Source organism: Acinetobacter sp. 802_lipA (assembly GCF_058242885.1).
Genome location: NZ_JBZAYP010000004.1, coordinates 1 through 15402 on the forward strand (window position 1 = coordinate 1; position 15402 = coordinate 15402).

Sequence of the window (15402 nt, forward strand, 5' to 3'; positions counted from 1 at the left end):
TGCTCAAACAGCTCTAGACACCATCGTCGCTGCAAATGAAAAAGCTGCTTTAGCTGTTGAAATTGCGAATGCTAAAGGTTTTGGTGAAGGAGCCTATCAGATAAATACAATTACTGCTAATACTAGGGCTAGTAGTTCAAATATTCGTAATAACCTTACATCCGAATCACGTATTCAATCAGTGGTTTATAATCAACCATACTCAGTTGTATTAGGTAACTATACTGGAGAGATCTCTTACAACAATAAAACAGCAGAGATCATTTCAGACAATAGGATATCGAATATTGATATTAAGGGTTTAAAAACTGCTATAGCTGATATACCTACTTTAGGTAGTGCAACTTATACAGGTTTGGCTTTTAATGGCACCTATTCAAATGAAACCAATATTGATTATTCAAATGGATTACCGAGTACTTCTACAATATCTGAAATACATAAAGGTCAATTAAACTATACTGTTAATTTCACAGATCGTATTGGCTCTGGCTCAATCACAGGTCTAGGAAATACTATTAACTTAGAGCAAGGATCTATATCAGGAACAGGGATTAACGCTACAGCGACTCAATCATATAAATTAGGTACTTACTCTCTAGATTTCTATGGTAAAAAAGCTGAAGAGATTGCAGGTAAAGTCGTCTTTAATGGCAAAGACACCGTAGGTTTTGGTGGTACTCGTGGTGAAATTAAATAATAGAATCTAGAAAAACTAAATTCTAAATAAGCCGTTTGAGTGATCTCAAACGGCTTTCTTAATAAATATCTTTACTGGTTTAACTTAATGTCATTTAAATATTATTTACCTTTTCTTTTTCTTGTTCATTCATACTCATTTGCAGATGAAATAAAAAATACACAACCTATATTTTTTGAAAAAAAACCTGAAATTAAACCTGACTTGTTAATAACTCCTGAAAAAAATAATCTCTCTATTGGTATATCAGACATGGATGTTGATCCCTCTGAATGTATCAACTTATCTATTCTAAAAAAAGATTGGAACAGTCTAGATATATGTTTAGCACGATATAAAAAAACAGATAACTATGATGAAATACTCTATCAATATGGATTAGGCGCTCTTTATTATAATAAAGGGAATAGAAACAAAGCCATTGAGCTATATCAGTCGCTCCTATATAAGAATCCAGATTTAACTTATCCTCGATTTGACTTAGCTATGATGCTATTTCAAGATCAACGCTATAAAGAAGCAAAATCAGAGTTTGAAACTGTAAAAAAAACATTAACTCCTCAAATGCAAACCCTCGTTAATCAAATCTTATTAACGATTAATCGATCTGAAAAATGGAATACAGCATTAAATTTTAATTATGAAAAAACTGATAATGTAAATCAGGCATCTGATTTAAAAATCATTACTATTGGTAATGCCACTTTTATTCGTAGTGAGGAAGATTTACCACAGAAAGCAGAAGGGTTTGGTTATAATATAAATTTATCTAAAGATACTAATATAAGTAAAAATAATTATATAAATATAAGCACTACAATTGATGGCCTCTATTATTGGGATAATAAAGACTATAACGAGCAGACCTATAGATTAGATATTGGTTATAAAAATAAGAATTTTAAACGTACTTGGGGAATCACTCCATTTATAGAGCAAAATGAACTTGGGAATGAACCTTATAATTCTAATTACGGTATTACCTTTGATTTTAATACAAAAATATCAGATAAATATCAGCTATCTACTAACTTGAGCCATATAAAAAGAAAATATCGAGATGAAACTTTATCAGAAATATACAATGGTTACACCAATAGCCAAGTCGCACTCATGATTTATCAGCCAAAGCTGAATTTTATTCTTTATAGTGGACTTGATGCGATGCAAGATCATTTAAAAGATAAATCAGAGTCATCTCAGAGTACTGGTTTAAGATTTGGTACGATTCATACCAATAACTTTTTAAATATTCGAGCTGATTTACGTTATGCGAATCGAAATTTTGAAGATGAAAACTTTTGGTACAATGAAAAAAGAAAAGATAAAATCTATGAAACTACTGTGACAGTTTGGCAGAATAAAATCCAATGGAAAAATTTTACTCCAAAATTAAACTATAAATATCAAAATATTGATAGCAACCTAGAACTATACACACGCAATAATAGTTCCTTTTTTTTGACGATAGATAAAACATTTTAAATAATTATACTTCTATCGAATTTAAAGAGGAAATATCGAACAAGATGGGTATTCAAGCACTTAACTGAAGAAATTATCATTTATGATCAATAAATCATTATTTAACATAAAATCTCTTCTACGAAATGCACGTGTTAGAACCCAATTAAATCTTTAATTGGGTTCACATCAAATACTCTATTGATCACGATAAGCTCGAACTTTCTCAAAAATTGGATAAAAGTCCAGACCATCATCCTTCATATCTGAAATTATGACCGCAATTACTGCAATCGTAGTGGGCACTTTACCGTTCTTTTTATAGTTGGTAATGGAGTTCGCGTTCATATCTAAAAGCGCTGCAAATTCTTTAATAGAAAGGCCAGACTTACCTATAAGTCTTTGAAATTCTTCGTAAGGCATAGTTTAAAAAGCAGAATTGTTCTGATGGAAAAGTATAGCACAGATCATTTATTTACATTTAAACACATAAATAATGTGATTAACACACTATTTATGTGTTTAAATATTCCCATATCCTTCTTTCAGGACATATGAAGAAGGTGTTTTTAATTATTTCTTCTTAAAATGAGGCATAACAATGGGTAATTTAAACTTGATTAATCATTTATACCTTTCTGAAAATTCTAGAAAAATTGGAACTCAACTCATTAAAGAGCTCTCAATTAATAGATCGAACAATCTGAGTTTATTTTTAAACGTTAATAAATGTTTTGACGATCGAGAAGCAACATTGGTATGGACGCAGCATCATCTTGATCAACATATAGATGATGATTACGAAGACGTTAAACGCGCTTTTTTAGCATTCTTTCCTGATGGAGCATTTATGCAATTTTGAGACTGTTAATTGAATAGCTAGACTCCCTGAATGGTCCTTTTAAAGGACCATTACACAATTTACAGTCCTACAGTCAGTTTACCTGTCACAGATTTTTGAACGCTCTATCAAAATCCAAAACGAGGACCATCAAATCCTTTCGTTTTTTCTTGTGTCTGTTTCTGCTTTTCTTGCTCTAGTAACTTTTGCTTATTCAATTCTACCTCATAATAGGGTTTGTACAGCTCATAACGATTTTCAGCTCTCAACCGATTAATTTCTACAATCATGTCCTGTTTTTGCTGATAGCGAACTGGATCACTTTCTTTGGCAAACCGCAGTGCCTTATTCATCATCGGCACATCTTGCAGATTAGTATCGTATTTTTTATTGTAATCCTCATTGGATAGACAACTCACCTCATTCGGAACCTCTACCTTTAGCCCTCTAATTTCAAGCACTTTGGTCGGTGCATAACGCTGTAAGCTGTCATTAATGAGTTCTTCAGTTTTTTGTCGGTACAACTGCAATTGTGCTTTGCCCATCCCTAATACATCGGCTGTTAATTTCTGAGCGCCCCCTTTCTCTGGCTGTTCAGGGTTATAACGCTTAAAAAACTGCTCCGGTGTTCGCTCTATTCCATCCACATGCCGTTCACTATAAATCAGATGCAAATGGGGTTGTTCTTGACCACCTAGACTACCAACATGATGATGGATAGCACAGCTATAAGGATATTGATAACGGTCAGCAAACTCTTGAATAAACTGCTCTGCCAATTCGATACGTTGTTCCGATGTAAGCTCTTTTGGTAATGCCACCACCAAACTTGAACAGACTCGACCATTTTTACGTTCATACAGATCCGAGGCCTGCCAAAATTCTTCCGGATTCCCCTCGGCAAAGCTCGGCATATTACCTGAGCAAACAAACTCAAGTTGTTCATGAACATGATCTTTATGTTGTGCAAATTGTGCAGTTCGAGTGATGTAGTGAAAGCGCTCTTTGGCCGTTCTAGGCTTGTTATTTTTACCACCTTTTTGGGGCGGATTTTTACTGTTGTGTTCAAGATTACAGAAGAACATATTTGCGTCTAGCCCTCACGTTATTTTTGATGTTGTAACGACACTTTTTTTGCAGCAACACACATTTTTGATGTTGTAACGGTAGATCGCTATTGCAGAAACAAATGTCAAAAATGCAGCAACAGTACTCTGATAGATACAAATCAATAACTTACGTCTCTAATGGCCTGCGGAGCACGAGGAGAAGTGTTTCTAATTCGATATAATTGCGTTAGTAATTATATCGAATTAGAAACACGGAAACGAGCTAATAAATTAAATAAAATGTTCCCACATTTTATTTAATTTATTCATGCCGCCATATGCTACTCTACTGATATCTGATTCATGTGTTTTTTTGGGGTGCTGATCATGGTGAAACGAGGTCGTCCTGCTAAAGTTTTATCAAATGAAGATCTGATTCAATTGCAGCAGTTTTTAGAAAAATTACCGTTCCTCACAGAAATCCAATCTCATATTTTGAGGTCATTATTATCTACAGAAAAATTTGATGAAGAGATATTCAAAAAGTTTAAAACTGTAGATCGCTATAGAGTGCTATATCAACAACGCCAAATCTTACTTGAACAGATCAAACTCAAAGCACATAACCAACAAAAACTAATGGACAATGAAGTTGAAATTTTAAGTTTGGCCCAACAAGATCAGGATCGAGACACCTGGTTTAGACTAGAGCGAGCCTTAGAGTCTTATCAAAAAATCCATAAGGCGGTTCTCAATGACCGTATACGCCTCGAAAATGAGCATAAACGCGAAGTTCTAAACAAATCGAGGAAAACCCTTACCGAAGCACAAATCAAGCGTAATGAGGAAAACAGACGCAAATATGAATTAGGTGGTGCAGTATTAGCAGCCTTTAAAAAATTGAATATTGATATTAGTTCGGAAACACCAGATCAAATCACCAATAGAATTGTCAATAACACTCAATTCGCATATAGCGTAAGAACAAGTAAAATATTTAAAGAGATTACTGAACAGAACAACAATTTTTTTAAACGACAAAATTTATTTCTTGATGTTCTTGAAGGCCTATCAACTTGGGAAAGTAATCATAAGAAACTATCAACGATAGAAATTGAAAAACACCAACATAAACATGAATAGTCCTGATTATTTCAACTTAGAGTCCCCATAGTTGAGCGAGTGTCTACGAGCGGCTCAATCAAAATTCGCGCCTAGACTCTCTGAAAAACCGCTTTTTAGGCTGTGAAGCCTAAATAAGCGTAAATCACATGCAGAAAATTGAGCCTAGACCGAGCGTAGCGAGTAAAAAAGCTCTATGAGCAAAGCGAATTCCGAGTTGTTTTTGCTTTTTGCTAATTCACGGAAACTTTAACCAAAAAATTGCCCCGACGAATCGAGCGAAAGCGAGATTCAATAGAGTTTGAGCGTAGCGAAAACCAAGGGCAATTTTTCATGATTCAGGTTTTTAATTATTTTAAGGTTTTTAAATGTTTTTAACTTAGTTTTAATTATTAAATTTCAATAACTAACCTTTGTATTCCCCCACGTTTAGTTACCCATTCCCCCACGTTTAGTTACCCATTCCCCCACGTTTAGTTACCCATTCCCCCACGTTTAGTTACCCATTCCCCCACGTTTAGTTACCCTCCTAATTACACCCTTAACTACACAGTTGCAGTTATACCCACATTGTTATAATCTGTGGGTATAAAAATATTTCAATTGAGTCTATGTCAAAAGAATTAGTTGTAAAAACCAATCGGTTAAACCAAGCTTTTCAAACTCTATCTTTATCAGAGTTTCATATTGTTCAATTAGCCATTGTTGATGCTAGACATACGGGTACTGGACTAAGTACAGATACTCCTTTACGAATAGATGCTTTGAGATATGCTGAAGTTTTTGGGACAACAAGGCAAAATGCTTATCAGAGAATGAAAGAAGCAGAGGATTCTTTATTTAACAGAAGATTTAGCTTCTTTGATGAAGATGGGAAATTAGTCAAAAGTAGATGGATTCAGCAAGTAAAATATCTAGATGATGAAGGGGCTATTGAACTTGTTTTCACTTTAGCTGTTGTACAAGGCATAAGTAAAATTGATGGTATTAAAGACTTTTTTACTCAATATTTACTAAGCCAAACAGCCCAGCTTAACAGTACATATTCAGCAAGATTATACGAGTTATTAATTCAATGGAAAGCTATTGGAAAAACGCCAGTATTTGAATTAGCAACTTTTAGAGAACAACTTGGAATTGGTGTTAATGAATACAAGCGTATGGATCACTTTAAAACTAGAGTTCTTGACTTAGCCATTTCTGAAATTAGCGAAAAAACAGATATAGAGGCAACCTACCAACAGCATAAAAAAGGCCGTTCAATATCTGGTTTTTCTTTTTCTTTTAAACAAAAAAAATCTAAAACTAAATCATTAGAAAATCAGACAATATCTGGCAATCTAGATCTTTTTTCAAAAAAAATGACTGACTCTCAACGCCACTTATTTTCCAATAAGCTATCTGAACTTCCTGAAATGAGTAAATACTCTCAAGGAACTGAAAGCTATCCTCAATTCGCAGTAAGAATTGCTGAAATGCTTAAAGATTCTGAGAAGTTAAAAGAGTTTGCTCCCATGCTTGAAAAGGTTGGCTATCGTTAAATCATTGATGTAACGTTACATTACTAAATATTGTCTACTGACATACAGACTTTTACTTGGGTTACATGATGAAAGCACTATCTGTTATTGAATTAGCTCAACTCTATGGAATGAATCGTCAAAGTATCTATAAACGTATAAATAAAGGGGATTTATCAAAAAATAGTGATGGGAAAATAGATTTATCTGAAGCCATACGAGTATTTGGCGAACCATCTAATAAAAATAATAATGTAACTACGTTACAGTCTACTACGGTACAAAAAGATACAGAAGTAGACATGCTAAAACAGCAAGTAGACATACTTAAAAAACAGCTAGAACTTGCACATGAGCGAGAAGTTTTCCAAAGAGAACAGCTAGAAGCAAAAGACAATCAAATAGAAGCAATACAACGACTGTTAGAAGCTCCAAAAACCAATATGACTACGTTTACCGATCAGAAACCTAGCCAAGATATAGCAACGGATCCTCGGTCAGAACCTGAGCCGAAACATGACGGATTGACTACTCCGGAACAAACGGAAAATAAGCGGATTCCAGTACCCGAGCACATTGAACAGGAACCGGAAAAAAGAGGCTTTTGGAGCCGTTTTTTTAGACCCTATGATTAACCACGATTGTTTAACTGATATGAACAAAGTTGTGGAACATTGATCAAATAATAGGCGTGGAACGTGAAAAATCATAAAAAAAGCCCACCTTGGGGAAGATGGGCTATCAACTAGAAACTACAGCATTGATTTCTAAGGAAAATTAGAACACATTTCGTATAAGGTGTATTATGTTAATTTTAGACAATTTAAAAAATGAAAAATAGAATTTAGGGGAAATAATGGATAATTCTGAACGATTAATTACAGCCTTTTACTACTCTGTAGGTGGGATCATCCTAGGTCTAGGACTAGGACTAGGACTAGGACTAGGACTAGCAATATTTTCTTCCTTATATCTAAGCTCTACAATCAGTTCACTTAAAATTGTAAGTTTTACAGTAATCAATTGTTTCGTTATAGGCTATTTATTTCCCAATCTCATTAGCAATATTTTTAAATGGGTTTGGAAAATTTTCGTCAATTTAGCCCTATATATTTATCCATTTAACATAATGGCGGTTATACGAAATTTTCAAAAAAATACAGTAAAAATGGGAGCTTAAGGCTCCCATTTTTGACTTCGCATAAGGTGTATTATGTTAATTTTAAAACCTCTAAATAATTTATTGCTTTCGAGTCGCTAACCAACACAAGACTGCTCCTGTTGTCACCATTGCAACACCTTGCCAAAAGATGAAAGATAAGGAAGTACTTAGAAGTAATGCCGCAAAAAAAGCAGATAACACAGGAGTAAAATAAGAAGCGCCAGCCATTAATGTCATGTTCCCTGAAATAATTCCAATATTCCAAGCACCATATCCCAAACCTAAAGCACCAGCCGCCATAATCAGAGTGACTGTATTGTCATAAGTAAAATTAATAGCTGCCCCACTCATGAAAAAGTATTTTATCCATAGTACAACTGCAACCAGGGCAAAAAATATAGTGACTAGATTTTTACCCTGAGACGTTTTTACTGTCACAGAACAATATGCAGCCCACAAAATAGCAGCAGTAAAAGCTAAACCATAACTAAGAGGATTAGCCTTCAAGTTGGTCCATATCTGGAAGAGATCAAATCCAGTATCTCCCCCTAACACCCAAAAAATTCCAACCAAGGCTAATATGCAGCCGGGAATAATTAAAATATTGGCCTTAACGTTGTTAAAAATAATTGCAAATAGTAGGGTAAATGTTGGCCATAGATAATTAATCATGCCAACTTCAATTGCTTGTCTACTGTTTTGTGCATAGCCAATAGAAAGAGCAAAACATAATTCATAAGCAACGAATAAAAGGCTTCCCCACCATAAATAGGATTTTGGGATTGTAGAAAACTTAGGCATACCAATCGTGAAAACTAAAATCACGGATGCAAAACTGTAAATTAGAGCAGCACCGGCTACAGCTCCAAAGCTCTCACTGACACTACGAATTAAGCCTACATTTGTACTCCAAAATATGACAGCTGTAAGACCAATTAAAGTCGATATATTTCTATTGAGTGCAGGTAGAGCATTTAAAAGCATAACTAATTCCTTTTAAGCTTTAGCACTGACTAAACGATGTGATTTCTTTTGTAATAAAGCCATACTTGCAAAAATTGCAACTACAATTAATAAGACACTAGGTGCTAAGGTATTACCTGTTTGTTGAATTAACCAGGTTGCAACGAAAGGAACTGTTCCACCTAACAGTGCATTAGCAGTATTAAAACTAAAGGCAAAACCGGTATAGCGCACTTGTATAGGGAATTGTTCTGTTAAATATACAGGTAAACTACCATCGTTCATTGCTAACAATGTGCAAAACACCAGTTGGATCATCACCATTTCAACAAAACTGGCAGTTGAAAGTAAGTAGAATAAAGGGATCGTAAGTGCGATAAAGCTTAGACTTGCCCAAAGTAACATTTTCTTGCGCCCAATTCGGTCTGAGTATTTTCCCATCGCAAAAACCACAGCGATATAAAATAGCAGTGAAATTGATCCTGAGATAAATGCTTGAGTTTTATTTACGCCTAATTCTGTTGCCAAATAGTTTGGCATGTAATTAAAAATAAGATAGAACGCAGTCGCATTTAAAGATGCAACAGCAAATGCTTTAAAAAGTGCTGGTCGATATTGACTAAATAAAGCTTTGATTGGAAAATTTTCTTTCTGGCCAGTTTTTTGGTGTTCTAAAAATTCTGGCGTGTCTTCTAGCTTTACACGGATATAATATCCAATTAGGCCCAATGGTGCGGCCAACAAGAATGGAATCCTCCAACCATATTCGTGTAGAAATGCCTCTGACATAAAAGCGAACATCGCTGCTGCCATTACAGATCCGAGTAGTAAACCCGCTGCAGTACTTGCAGGAACTAAACTGGTATAAAGTCCTCTTTTTTCCTTAGGGGCATATTCTGCAAGAAAATTTGCCGCACCTGCATATTCACCTGAAGCTGAAAAACCTTGTATCATCCGGAATACTAAGAGCAGGATCGGTGCAAAAATACCGATACTTTGATAGCTTGGTAATAGTGCTATACATACTGTCGCTAGGGTCATTAATATAATCGACCAAGATAGTGCATTTTTTCGACCAAACTTGTCCCCAACGTGGCCCCAAAAAATACCGCCTAATGGACGTAAAATAAATGAAATTGCAAAGATTGCATAGGCAGCCATTAATGCAGTTAAAGGATCACTTTGCGGAAAAAAAACCACTGCAATGACTGTTGCCAAAAAACCATATGCAGCGTAATCAAACCATTCTACAAAATTGCCAATGAAGCTTGCACTTGCGACACGTTTTAAGGTTTTTTTTTGCTTTACCTGATTGTCTTTTGTCATTTTTGTCCCCTTAAATCAAATAGACACCTCTAAAAGAAGTGTCTACGCAATTGATTATTTGATGATGTTATGTTCTGGGCCATATGGGAACTTAGTGATATTTTCATTGCCTGTTTCGGTCACCACCAAGATATCATGTTCACGGTAGCCACCAGCACCAGCCATGCCTTGTGGAATCATTACCATAGGTTCCATAGAAATCACCATGCCTGGTTCAATCACCGTATCAATATCTTCACGTAATTCCAAACCTGCTTCACGACCGTAATAATGCGATAAGACGCCAAAAGAATGCCCATAACCAAAGGTACGATATTGTAATAAGCCTTCTGCATAGAAAATTTCATTTAATTCTTTCGCAATATCACTGCAACGTGCGCCCGGGCGAATGAGTTTTAAGCCTGCTTCATGCACCTTAACATTCGCTTCCCAAATACGTAGTGAAGCATCATCACAGTGATCAAAGAATTGTGTACGCTCTAAGGCTGTGTAATAGCCTGCGATCATAGAAAAGCAGTTTAAACTTAAGATGTCACCTTTTTGCACTTGGCGTGTCGTAACCGGATTATGTGCCCCATCGGTATTAATGCCTGATTGGAACCAGGTCCACGTATCCATTAGTTCAGAGTTTGGGAACCGTTTGGCAATTTCACGTACCATGGCTTGGGTAGAGGCTAAAGCTACTTCATGCTCTGGTACACCCTCACGAATCGCTGCAGTCACTGCAAAACCACCAATATCACACACTGCAGCACCTTGGGTGATATGTGCAATTTCTTCAGCAGATTTAATCATGCGTAGCTTCATGCATGCGGCACTAATATCGACAAATTGCACATTCGGTAAAACTGTTTTTAACTTGTTTAAACGCTCTAAAGGTAAATGATCAAACTCAATTCCTACACGACCTCTATTCGGAATTTCTTGTGCAACCGCTTTAAAATAGTTATCACGCTGCCAATCGGTATAAACCACGTTATAGTCACCAACCGTACGACGCCAAGGTTGACCAGCATCAATATTTGCTGAAATTGTCACCACTTTTTCTGGGCTAACCACCAGACCGTAGAAGCGACCAAATGAACAATAAATAAAGTCCGCATAATAGTTGATGTTATGTATTGAACTAAATAGAACATGATCAATTTCTAGCTCTTCCATTAGTTGGCGTAACTTGCTTTGTCTATTTTGATACTCAGATAATGAAAATGTTGCAGAAACTTTTTCACCATTTTCAATGGTTAATAGTGATGGTAGCTCTGAAACAGCAAAATTATTTACTAAAGTATTCATATATGTGCCTAGATCAATGTGATGTAACCAATCACCTAAGCTTATGCAGAATATGAATAGGTATTTTCGCCAAAAACGTCAGAAAGTTGTCAAAAACCGACAAGATCAAAAAATACTAATTAGCAAAATCTAGAACATTCCGTTCAAATTTGGGTGAATAGTTAAAAAAAGCTTTATAGGCTTTAGTAAAACTAGAAGCACTACAAAAACCACATGCAAATGCAATATTTGAAATGCTCAAAGTGGACTGTTTCAGTAAATTTTGTGCATGAGTAAGCCTTAGTTTTAAATAATATTCTTTCGGAGATATTTGCAGATGTATTTTAAATAAGCGTTCTAAGGTACGTGATTGCAGTTTTACATGCTGTGCAATTTCAGAAATCTTTAAAGGTTCATTAATATTATTTTCCATTAAGCGCAACACCTCTTGAATCGGCAAATCAAGTTTTTTACTGTGTTTAGAAATAGGCTGATGTTGAATTTCATTGCCATCACGTATTTGATGGACAATGAATTGCTCACAAATTTTTTTAGTAATATTAGGATAGTGCATTTCAACAAGCTGTAGGCCTAAATCAATTGCGGCAAGCCCACCAGAACAGGTGAAACGATTCACATCAATAGTAAAAATATGAGTGGTAAATTGTACTAAGGGAAATTCTTCTTGTGCGGCTAAAGTATTTTCCCAATGCATACTGGCACGAAAGCCATTGAGTAAACCCGCTTTTGCCAATACATATGCACCCGTACATAAACCGCCTAGAGCGATTTTTTTCTGATCAAGTTGATATAAAAAATTCTTTAATCGTGGCGTCATATTTTTATATAATTGAAAGCCACCACAAATAAAGACAATGTCCATATTGAGTAAATGTGATAAAACACAGGTGTGTTGTATTTGTAAGCCATTACTTGCACAGCTATGATGTCCATCTAAACCCGTTACGTTCCATTGGTATAAATTATCTTCTGTGACATAGTTAGCCATACGTAATACTTCAAGCATGTTTGAGAAGGCAATCATAGAAAAGTTATCGAGTAATAGAAAACCAATACGCTTAGAGTTTTGCAACATAAGAATTAATTTACTTCATTTCTTTCATATTTTTAGTAAGCAAGTTTAAGACCACAATTTCGATTCTTTAAAAATTTAAATTTTCCACCAAATAACTATCCATTTAACATAATGGGCGTTATACGAAACGCATATAAAAATAGTTTTATATTTCAAAAAGTTATGCTATAAAAAATTGGGGACGCAAACCCGAAAAGCCGACTTGGAAACAAGTCGGCTTTTTTATGAGCGATTTTGATAGTTCTTGCCAATAAATTTGACTAAAAATTACGCTTCTCAACTTGAGTGATACAATTTTGTGATACATTATTGTATATACAAATTTGAATGTTTTTTATGGAACAGTATTTTGAATGGGATGAGGCTAAGAATCGAAAGAATCAAAAAAAGCACGATGTCTCTTTCGAAACTGCAAGCCTTGTTTTTGATGATCCACTGAGGATCTCAATCCAGGATAGACATACCGATGGTGAAGAACGTTGGCAGACCATTGGAAAAGTAAAAGGCGTACTAATGCTCTTAGTAGCTCACACCATCTTTGATGAAGATGACTGTGAAATCATACGAATCATTAGTGCAAGACAGGTAACTAAAGCAGAGCGAGATAAATATGAGCATGGTTAGATACTCACGCAAAGAACTGAATGAAAAATTCAGCGACAAGCAAGATGCTGAAATTGAACGCTTGCTTGCTAAGGGAACGGTTCCTGACGATCAGCTAGATCTATCAGATATTCCTGAAATTACCGACTGGAGCAATGCTGTACGCCATAATCAATTCTATCGCCCAGTGAAGCAACAGACTTCCATTCGTTTAGATGCTGATGTACTTGCATGGTTTAAAGCTCAAGGCAAAGGCTATCAAACACGAATGAATGAAATTTTGCGGGATGCTATGCTCAAAGAATTAAAAAATCATCAGTAAAAATGGGAGCTTAAGCTCGCATTTTTGACTTCGCATAAGGTGTATTATGTTAATTTTAGATTTATTTGATAGACATCTTGAGTTGGTCAAAATTTAATCAGCAATAAGCGTTGATTTTTAAATAAATATCAAATTCTAAAATAGCCAAAAATGATACTTTCGCAAGAGGTCTAATAATAAATAATTTTCCTTTTAGTATAAAAGTTAAATTATTTATATGAAAATTATTAACTATTTTTATTTTCTATAATTGAATAAAGAGAAAATAAATTTTAATATCATACAACTTTACATAGTATTTACAAAGAAAACACAAATGCAGATTAAAAGTATCTCAAAAGTAAGTATTGTTACATTGATATCAATATCTATTATCGCATGTAGTAGTGGTGGTGGACATCATTCCGCCGCAAACTCCACTCCTCAAATAAACAATGAACAAGCTGCTGCCATCGAAGCGAACCGTGTTGCCCTTGTGGCTAAAGCGAAAGCTGCTGGGCTTACTGATGCTCAAGCCGCTGCATATGCAGATGCCAATAAAGAAGCAACTTCTCAAAATGCTCAAACAGCTCTAGACACCATCGTCGCTGCAAACAAAGCTGCTGCCATCGAAGCGAACCGTGTTGCTCTTGTGGCTAAAGCGAAAGCTGCTGGGCTTACTGATGCTCAAGCCGCTGCATATGCAGATGCCAATAAAGAAGCAACCACTCAAAATGCTCAAACAGCTCTAGACACCATCGTCGCTGCAAACAAAGCTGCTGCCATCGAAGCGAACCGTGTTGCTCTTGTGGCTAAAGCGAAAGCTGCTGGGCTTACTGATGCTCAAGCCGCTGCATATGCAGATGCCAATAAAGAAGCAACTTCTCAAAATGCTCAAACAGCTCTAGACACCATCGTCGCTGCAAACAAAGCTGCTGCCATCGAAGCGAACCGTGTTGCTCTTGTGGCTAAAGCGAAAGCTGCTGGGCTTACTGATGCTCAAGCCGCTGCATATGCAGATGCCAATAAAGAAGCAACTTCTCAAAATGCTCAAACAGCTCTAGACACCATCGTCGCTGCAAACAAAGCTGCTGCCATCGAAGCGAACCGTGTTGCTCTTGTGGCTAAAGCGAAAGCTGCTGGGCTTACTGATGCTCAAGCCGCTGCATATGCAGATGCCAATAAAGAAGCAACCACTCAAAATGCTCAAACAGCTCTAGACACCATCGTCGCTGCAAACAAAGCTGCTGCCATCGAAGCGAACCGTGTTGCTCTTGTGGCTAAAGCGAAAGCTGCTGGGCTTACTGATGCTCAAGCCGCTGCATATGCAGATGCCAATAAAGAAGCAACTTCTCAAAATGCTCAAACAGCTCTAGACACCATCGTCGCTGCAAACAAAGCTGCTGCCATCGAAGCGAACCGTGTTGCTCTTGTGGCTAAAGCGAAAGCTGCTGGGCTTACTGATGCTCAAGCCGCTGCATATGCAGATGCCAATAAAGAAGCAACTTCTCAAAATGCTCAAACAGCTCTAGACACCATCGTCGCTGCAAACAAAGCTGCTGCCATCGAAGCGAACCGTGTTGCTCTTGTGGCTAAAGCGAAAGCTGCTGGGCTTACTGATGCTCAAGCCGCTGCATATGCAGATGCCAATAAAGAAGCAACTTCTCAAAATGCTCAAACAGCTCTAGACACCATCGTCGCTGCAAACAAAGCTGCTGCCATCGAAGCGAACCGTGTTGCTCTTGTGGCTAAAGCGAAAGCTGCTGGGCTTACTGATGCTCAAGCCGCTGCATATGCAGATGCCAATAAAGAAGCAACTTCTCAAAATGCTCAAACAGCTCTAGACACCATCGTCGCTGCAAACAAAGCTGCTGCCATCGAAGCGAACCGTGTTGCTCTTGTGGCTAAAGCGAAAGCTGCTGGGCTTACTGATGCTCAAGCCGCTGCATATGCAGATGCCAATAAAGAAGCAACCACTCAAAA

General features: G+C 36.4%; 15 protein-coding genes and 1 pseudogene. 10 read left to right on the top strand and 6 right to left on the bottom strand.

Translation table 11 applies throughout. The annotated features are described in order from the left end of the window. Both AC4CU3_RS18910 and AC4CU3_RS18915 read left to right on the top strand, forming a co-directional pair. Window positions 1-700, top strand: a 700-nt coding sequence (locus AC4CU3_RS18910) for a factor H binding protein domain-containing protein (protein ID WP_490738495.1), incomplete at its 5' end; no start/stop codon positions are given. Window positions 701-787: 87 nt separating this feature from the next. Then, on the top strand, window positions 788-2185 hold the full coding sequence (locus AC4CU3_RS18915) for a porin family protein (protein WP_109292090.1): 1398 nt from the start codon (window positions 788-790) through the stop codon (window positions 2183-2185). A gap of 177 nt (window positions 2186-2362) precedes the next feature. On the opposite strand, the gene AC4CU3_RS18920 is transcribed toward AC4CU3_RS18915, so the two are convergent. After that, the gene (locus AC4CU3_RS18920; protein WP_005155906.1) at window positions 2363-2587 is read right to left on the bottom strand and encodes a helix-turn-helix domain-containing protein; all 225 of its coding nucleotides are present in this window, start codon (window positions 2585-2587) and stop codon (window positions 2363-2365) included. A 178-nt stretch (window positions 2588-2765) separates the two neighbouring features. On the opposite strand from AC4CU3_RS18920, the gene AC4CU3_RS18925 reads away from it, so the two are divergent. Next, window positions 2766-3026: a hypothetical protein gene (locus AC4CU3_RS18925; RefSeq protein WP_005155907.1), complete on the top strand. Its 261-nt coding sequence runs from the start codon at window positions 2766-2768 to the stop codon at window positions 3024-3026. Window positions 3027-3133: 107 nt separating this feature from the next. On the opposite strand, the gene AC4CU3_RS18930 is transcribed toward AC4CU3_RS18925, so the two are convergent. Beyond that, complete coding sequence (locus AC4CU3_RS18930; protein ID WP_085064994.1) at window positions 3134-4090, bottom strand: MobA/MobL family protein; 957 nt, start codon at window positions 4088-4090, stop codon at window positions 3134-3136. A gap of 351 nt (window positions 4091-4441) precedes the next feature. Here AC4CU3_RS18930 and AC4CU3_RS18935 point away from each other — a divergent pair, with 351 nt between their 5' ends. From AC4CU3_RS18935 to AC4CU3_RS18950, 4 genes are all read left to right on the top strand, one after another. Further along, complete coding sequence (locus tag AC4CU3_RS18935; RefSeq protein ID WP_085064995.1) at window positions 4442-5197, top strand: hypothetical protein; 756 nt, start codon at window positions 4442-4444, stop codon at window positions 5195-5197. Window positions 5198-5787: 590 nt separating this feature from the next. After that, window positions 5788-6717, top strand: a complete 930-nt coding sequence (gene repM, locus AC4CU3_RS18940) for a replication initiation protein RepM (RefSeq protein WP_086222692.1) — start codon at window positions 5788-5790, stop codon at window positions 6715-6717. 68 nt (window positions 6718-6785) lie between these two features. Then, entirely contained in the window at window positions 6786-7331 is a 546-nt protein-coding gene (locus tag AC4CU3_RS18945) for a plasmid replication DNA-binding protein (RefSeq protein ID WP_407595441.1), read from the top strand. 221 nt (window positions 7332-7552) lie between these two features. Further along, window positions 7553-7876 carry a hypothetical protein gene (locus tag AC4CU3_RS18950; RefSeq protein ID WP_490738496.1) on the top strand — a complete coding sequence of 108 codons (324 nt, stop codon included), beginning with the start codon at window positions 7553-7555 and terminating at the stop codon, window positions 7874-7876. Window positions 7877-7936: 60 nt separating this feature from the next. On the opposite strand, the gene yddG is transcribed toward AC4CU3_RS18950, so the two are convergent. From yddG to AC4CU3_RS18970, 4 genes are all read right to left on the bottom strand, one after another. Further along, window positions 7937-8842 carry an aromatic amino acid DMT transporter YddG gene (gene yddG / locus AC4CU3_RS18955; protein WP_071212540.1) on the bottom strand — a complete coding sequence of 302 codons (906 nt, stop codon included), beginning with the start codon at window positions 8840-8842 and terminating at the stop codon, window positions 7937-7939. Window positions 8843-8854: 12 nt separating this feature from the next. Further along, window positions 8855-10147, bottom strand: a complete 1293-nt coding sequence (locus tag AC4CU3_RS18960; protein WP_071212539.1) for an MFS transporter — start codon at window positions 10145-10147, stop codon at window positions 8855-8857. A gap of 54 nt (window positions 10148-10201) precedes the next feature. Further along, window positions 10202-11440 carry a M24 family metallopeptidase gene (locus AC4CU3_RS18965; protein ID WP_004706948.1) on the bottom strand — a complete coding sequence of 413 codons (1239 nt, stop codon included), beginning with the start codon at window positions 11438-11440 and terminating at the stop codon, window positions 10202-10204. A 115-nt stretch (window positions 11441-11555) separates the two neighbouring features. Continuing rightward, the gene (locus AC4CU3_RS18970; protein ID WP_071212538.1) at window positions 11556-12515 is read right to left on the bottom strand and encodes a GlxA family transcriptional regulator; all 960 of its coding nucleotides are present in this window, start codon (window positions 12513-12515) and stop codon (window positions 11556-11558) included. Between the two features lie 336 nt (window positions 12516-12851). On the opposite strand from AC4CU3_RS18970, the gene AC4CU3_RS18975 reads away from it, so the two are divergent. The 3 genes and pseudogenes from AC4CU3_RS18975 to AC4CU3_RS18985 all read left to right on the top strand — a co-directional run. Continuing rightward, a complete protein-coding gene (locus tag AC4CU3_RS18975; protein ID WP_034707141.1) occupies window positions 12852-13139 on the top strand; it encodes a BrnT family toxin in 288 nt (95 codons plus the stop codon). After that, the gene (locus AC4CU3_RS18980) at window positions 13126-13440 is read left to right on the top strand and encodes a BrnA antitoxin family protein (RefSeq protein WP_004282216.1); all 315 of its coding nucleotides are present in this window, start codon (window positions 13126-13128) and stop codon (window positions 13438-13440) included. The genes AC4CU3_RS18975 and AC4CU3_RS18980 overlap by 14 nt, the downstream gene beginning before the upstream one ends. 316 nt (window positions 13441-13756) lie before the next feature. Then, window positions 13757-15402: pseudogene (locus AC4CU3_RS18985) on the top strand (hypothetical protein); the annotation flags it as partial.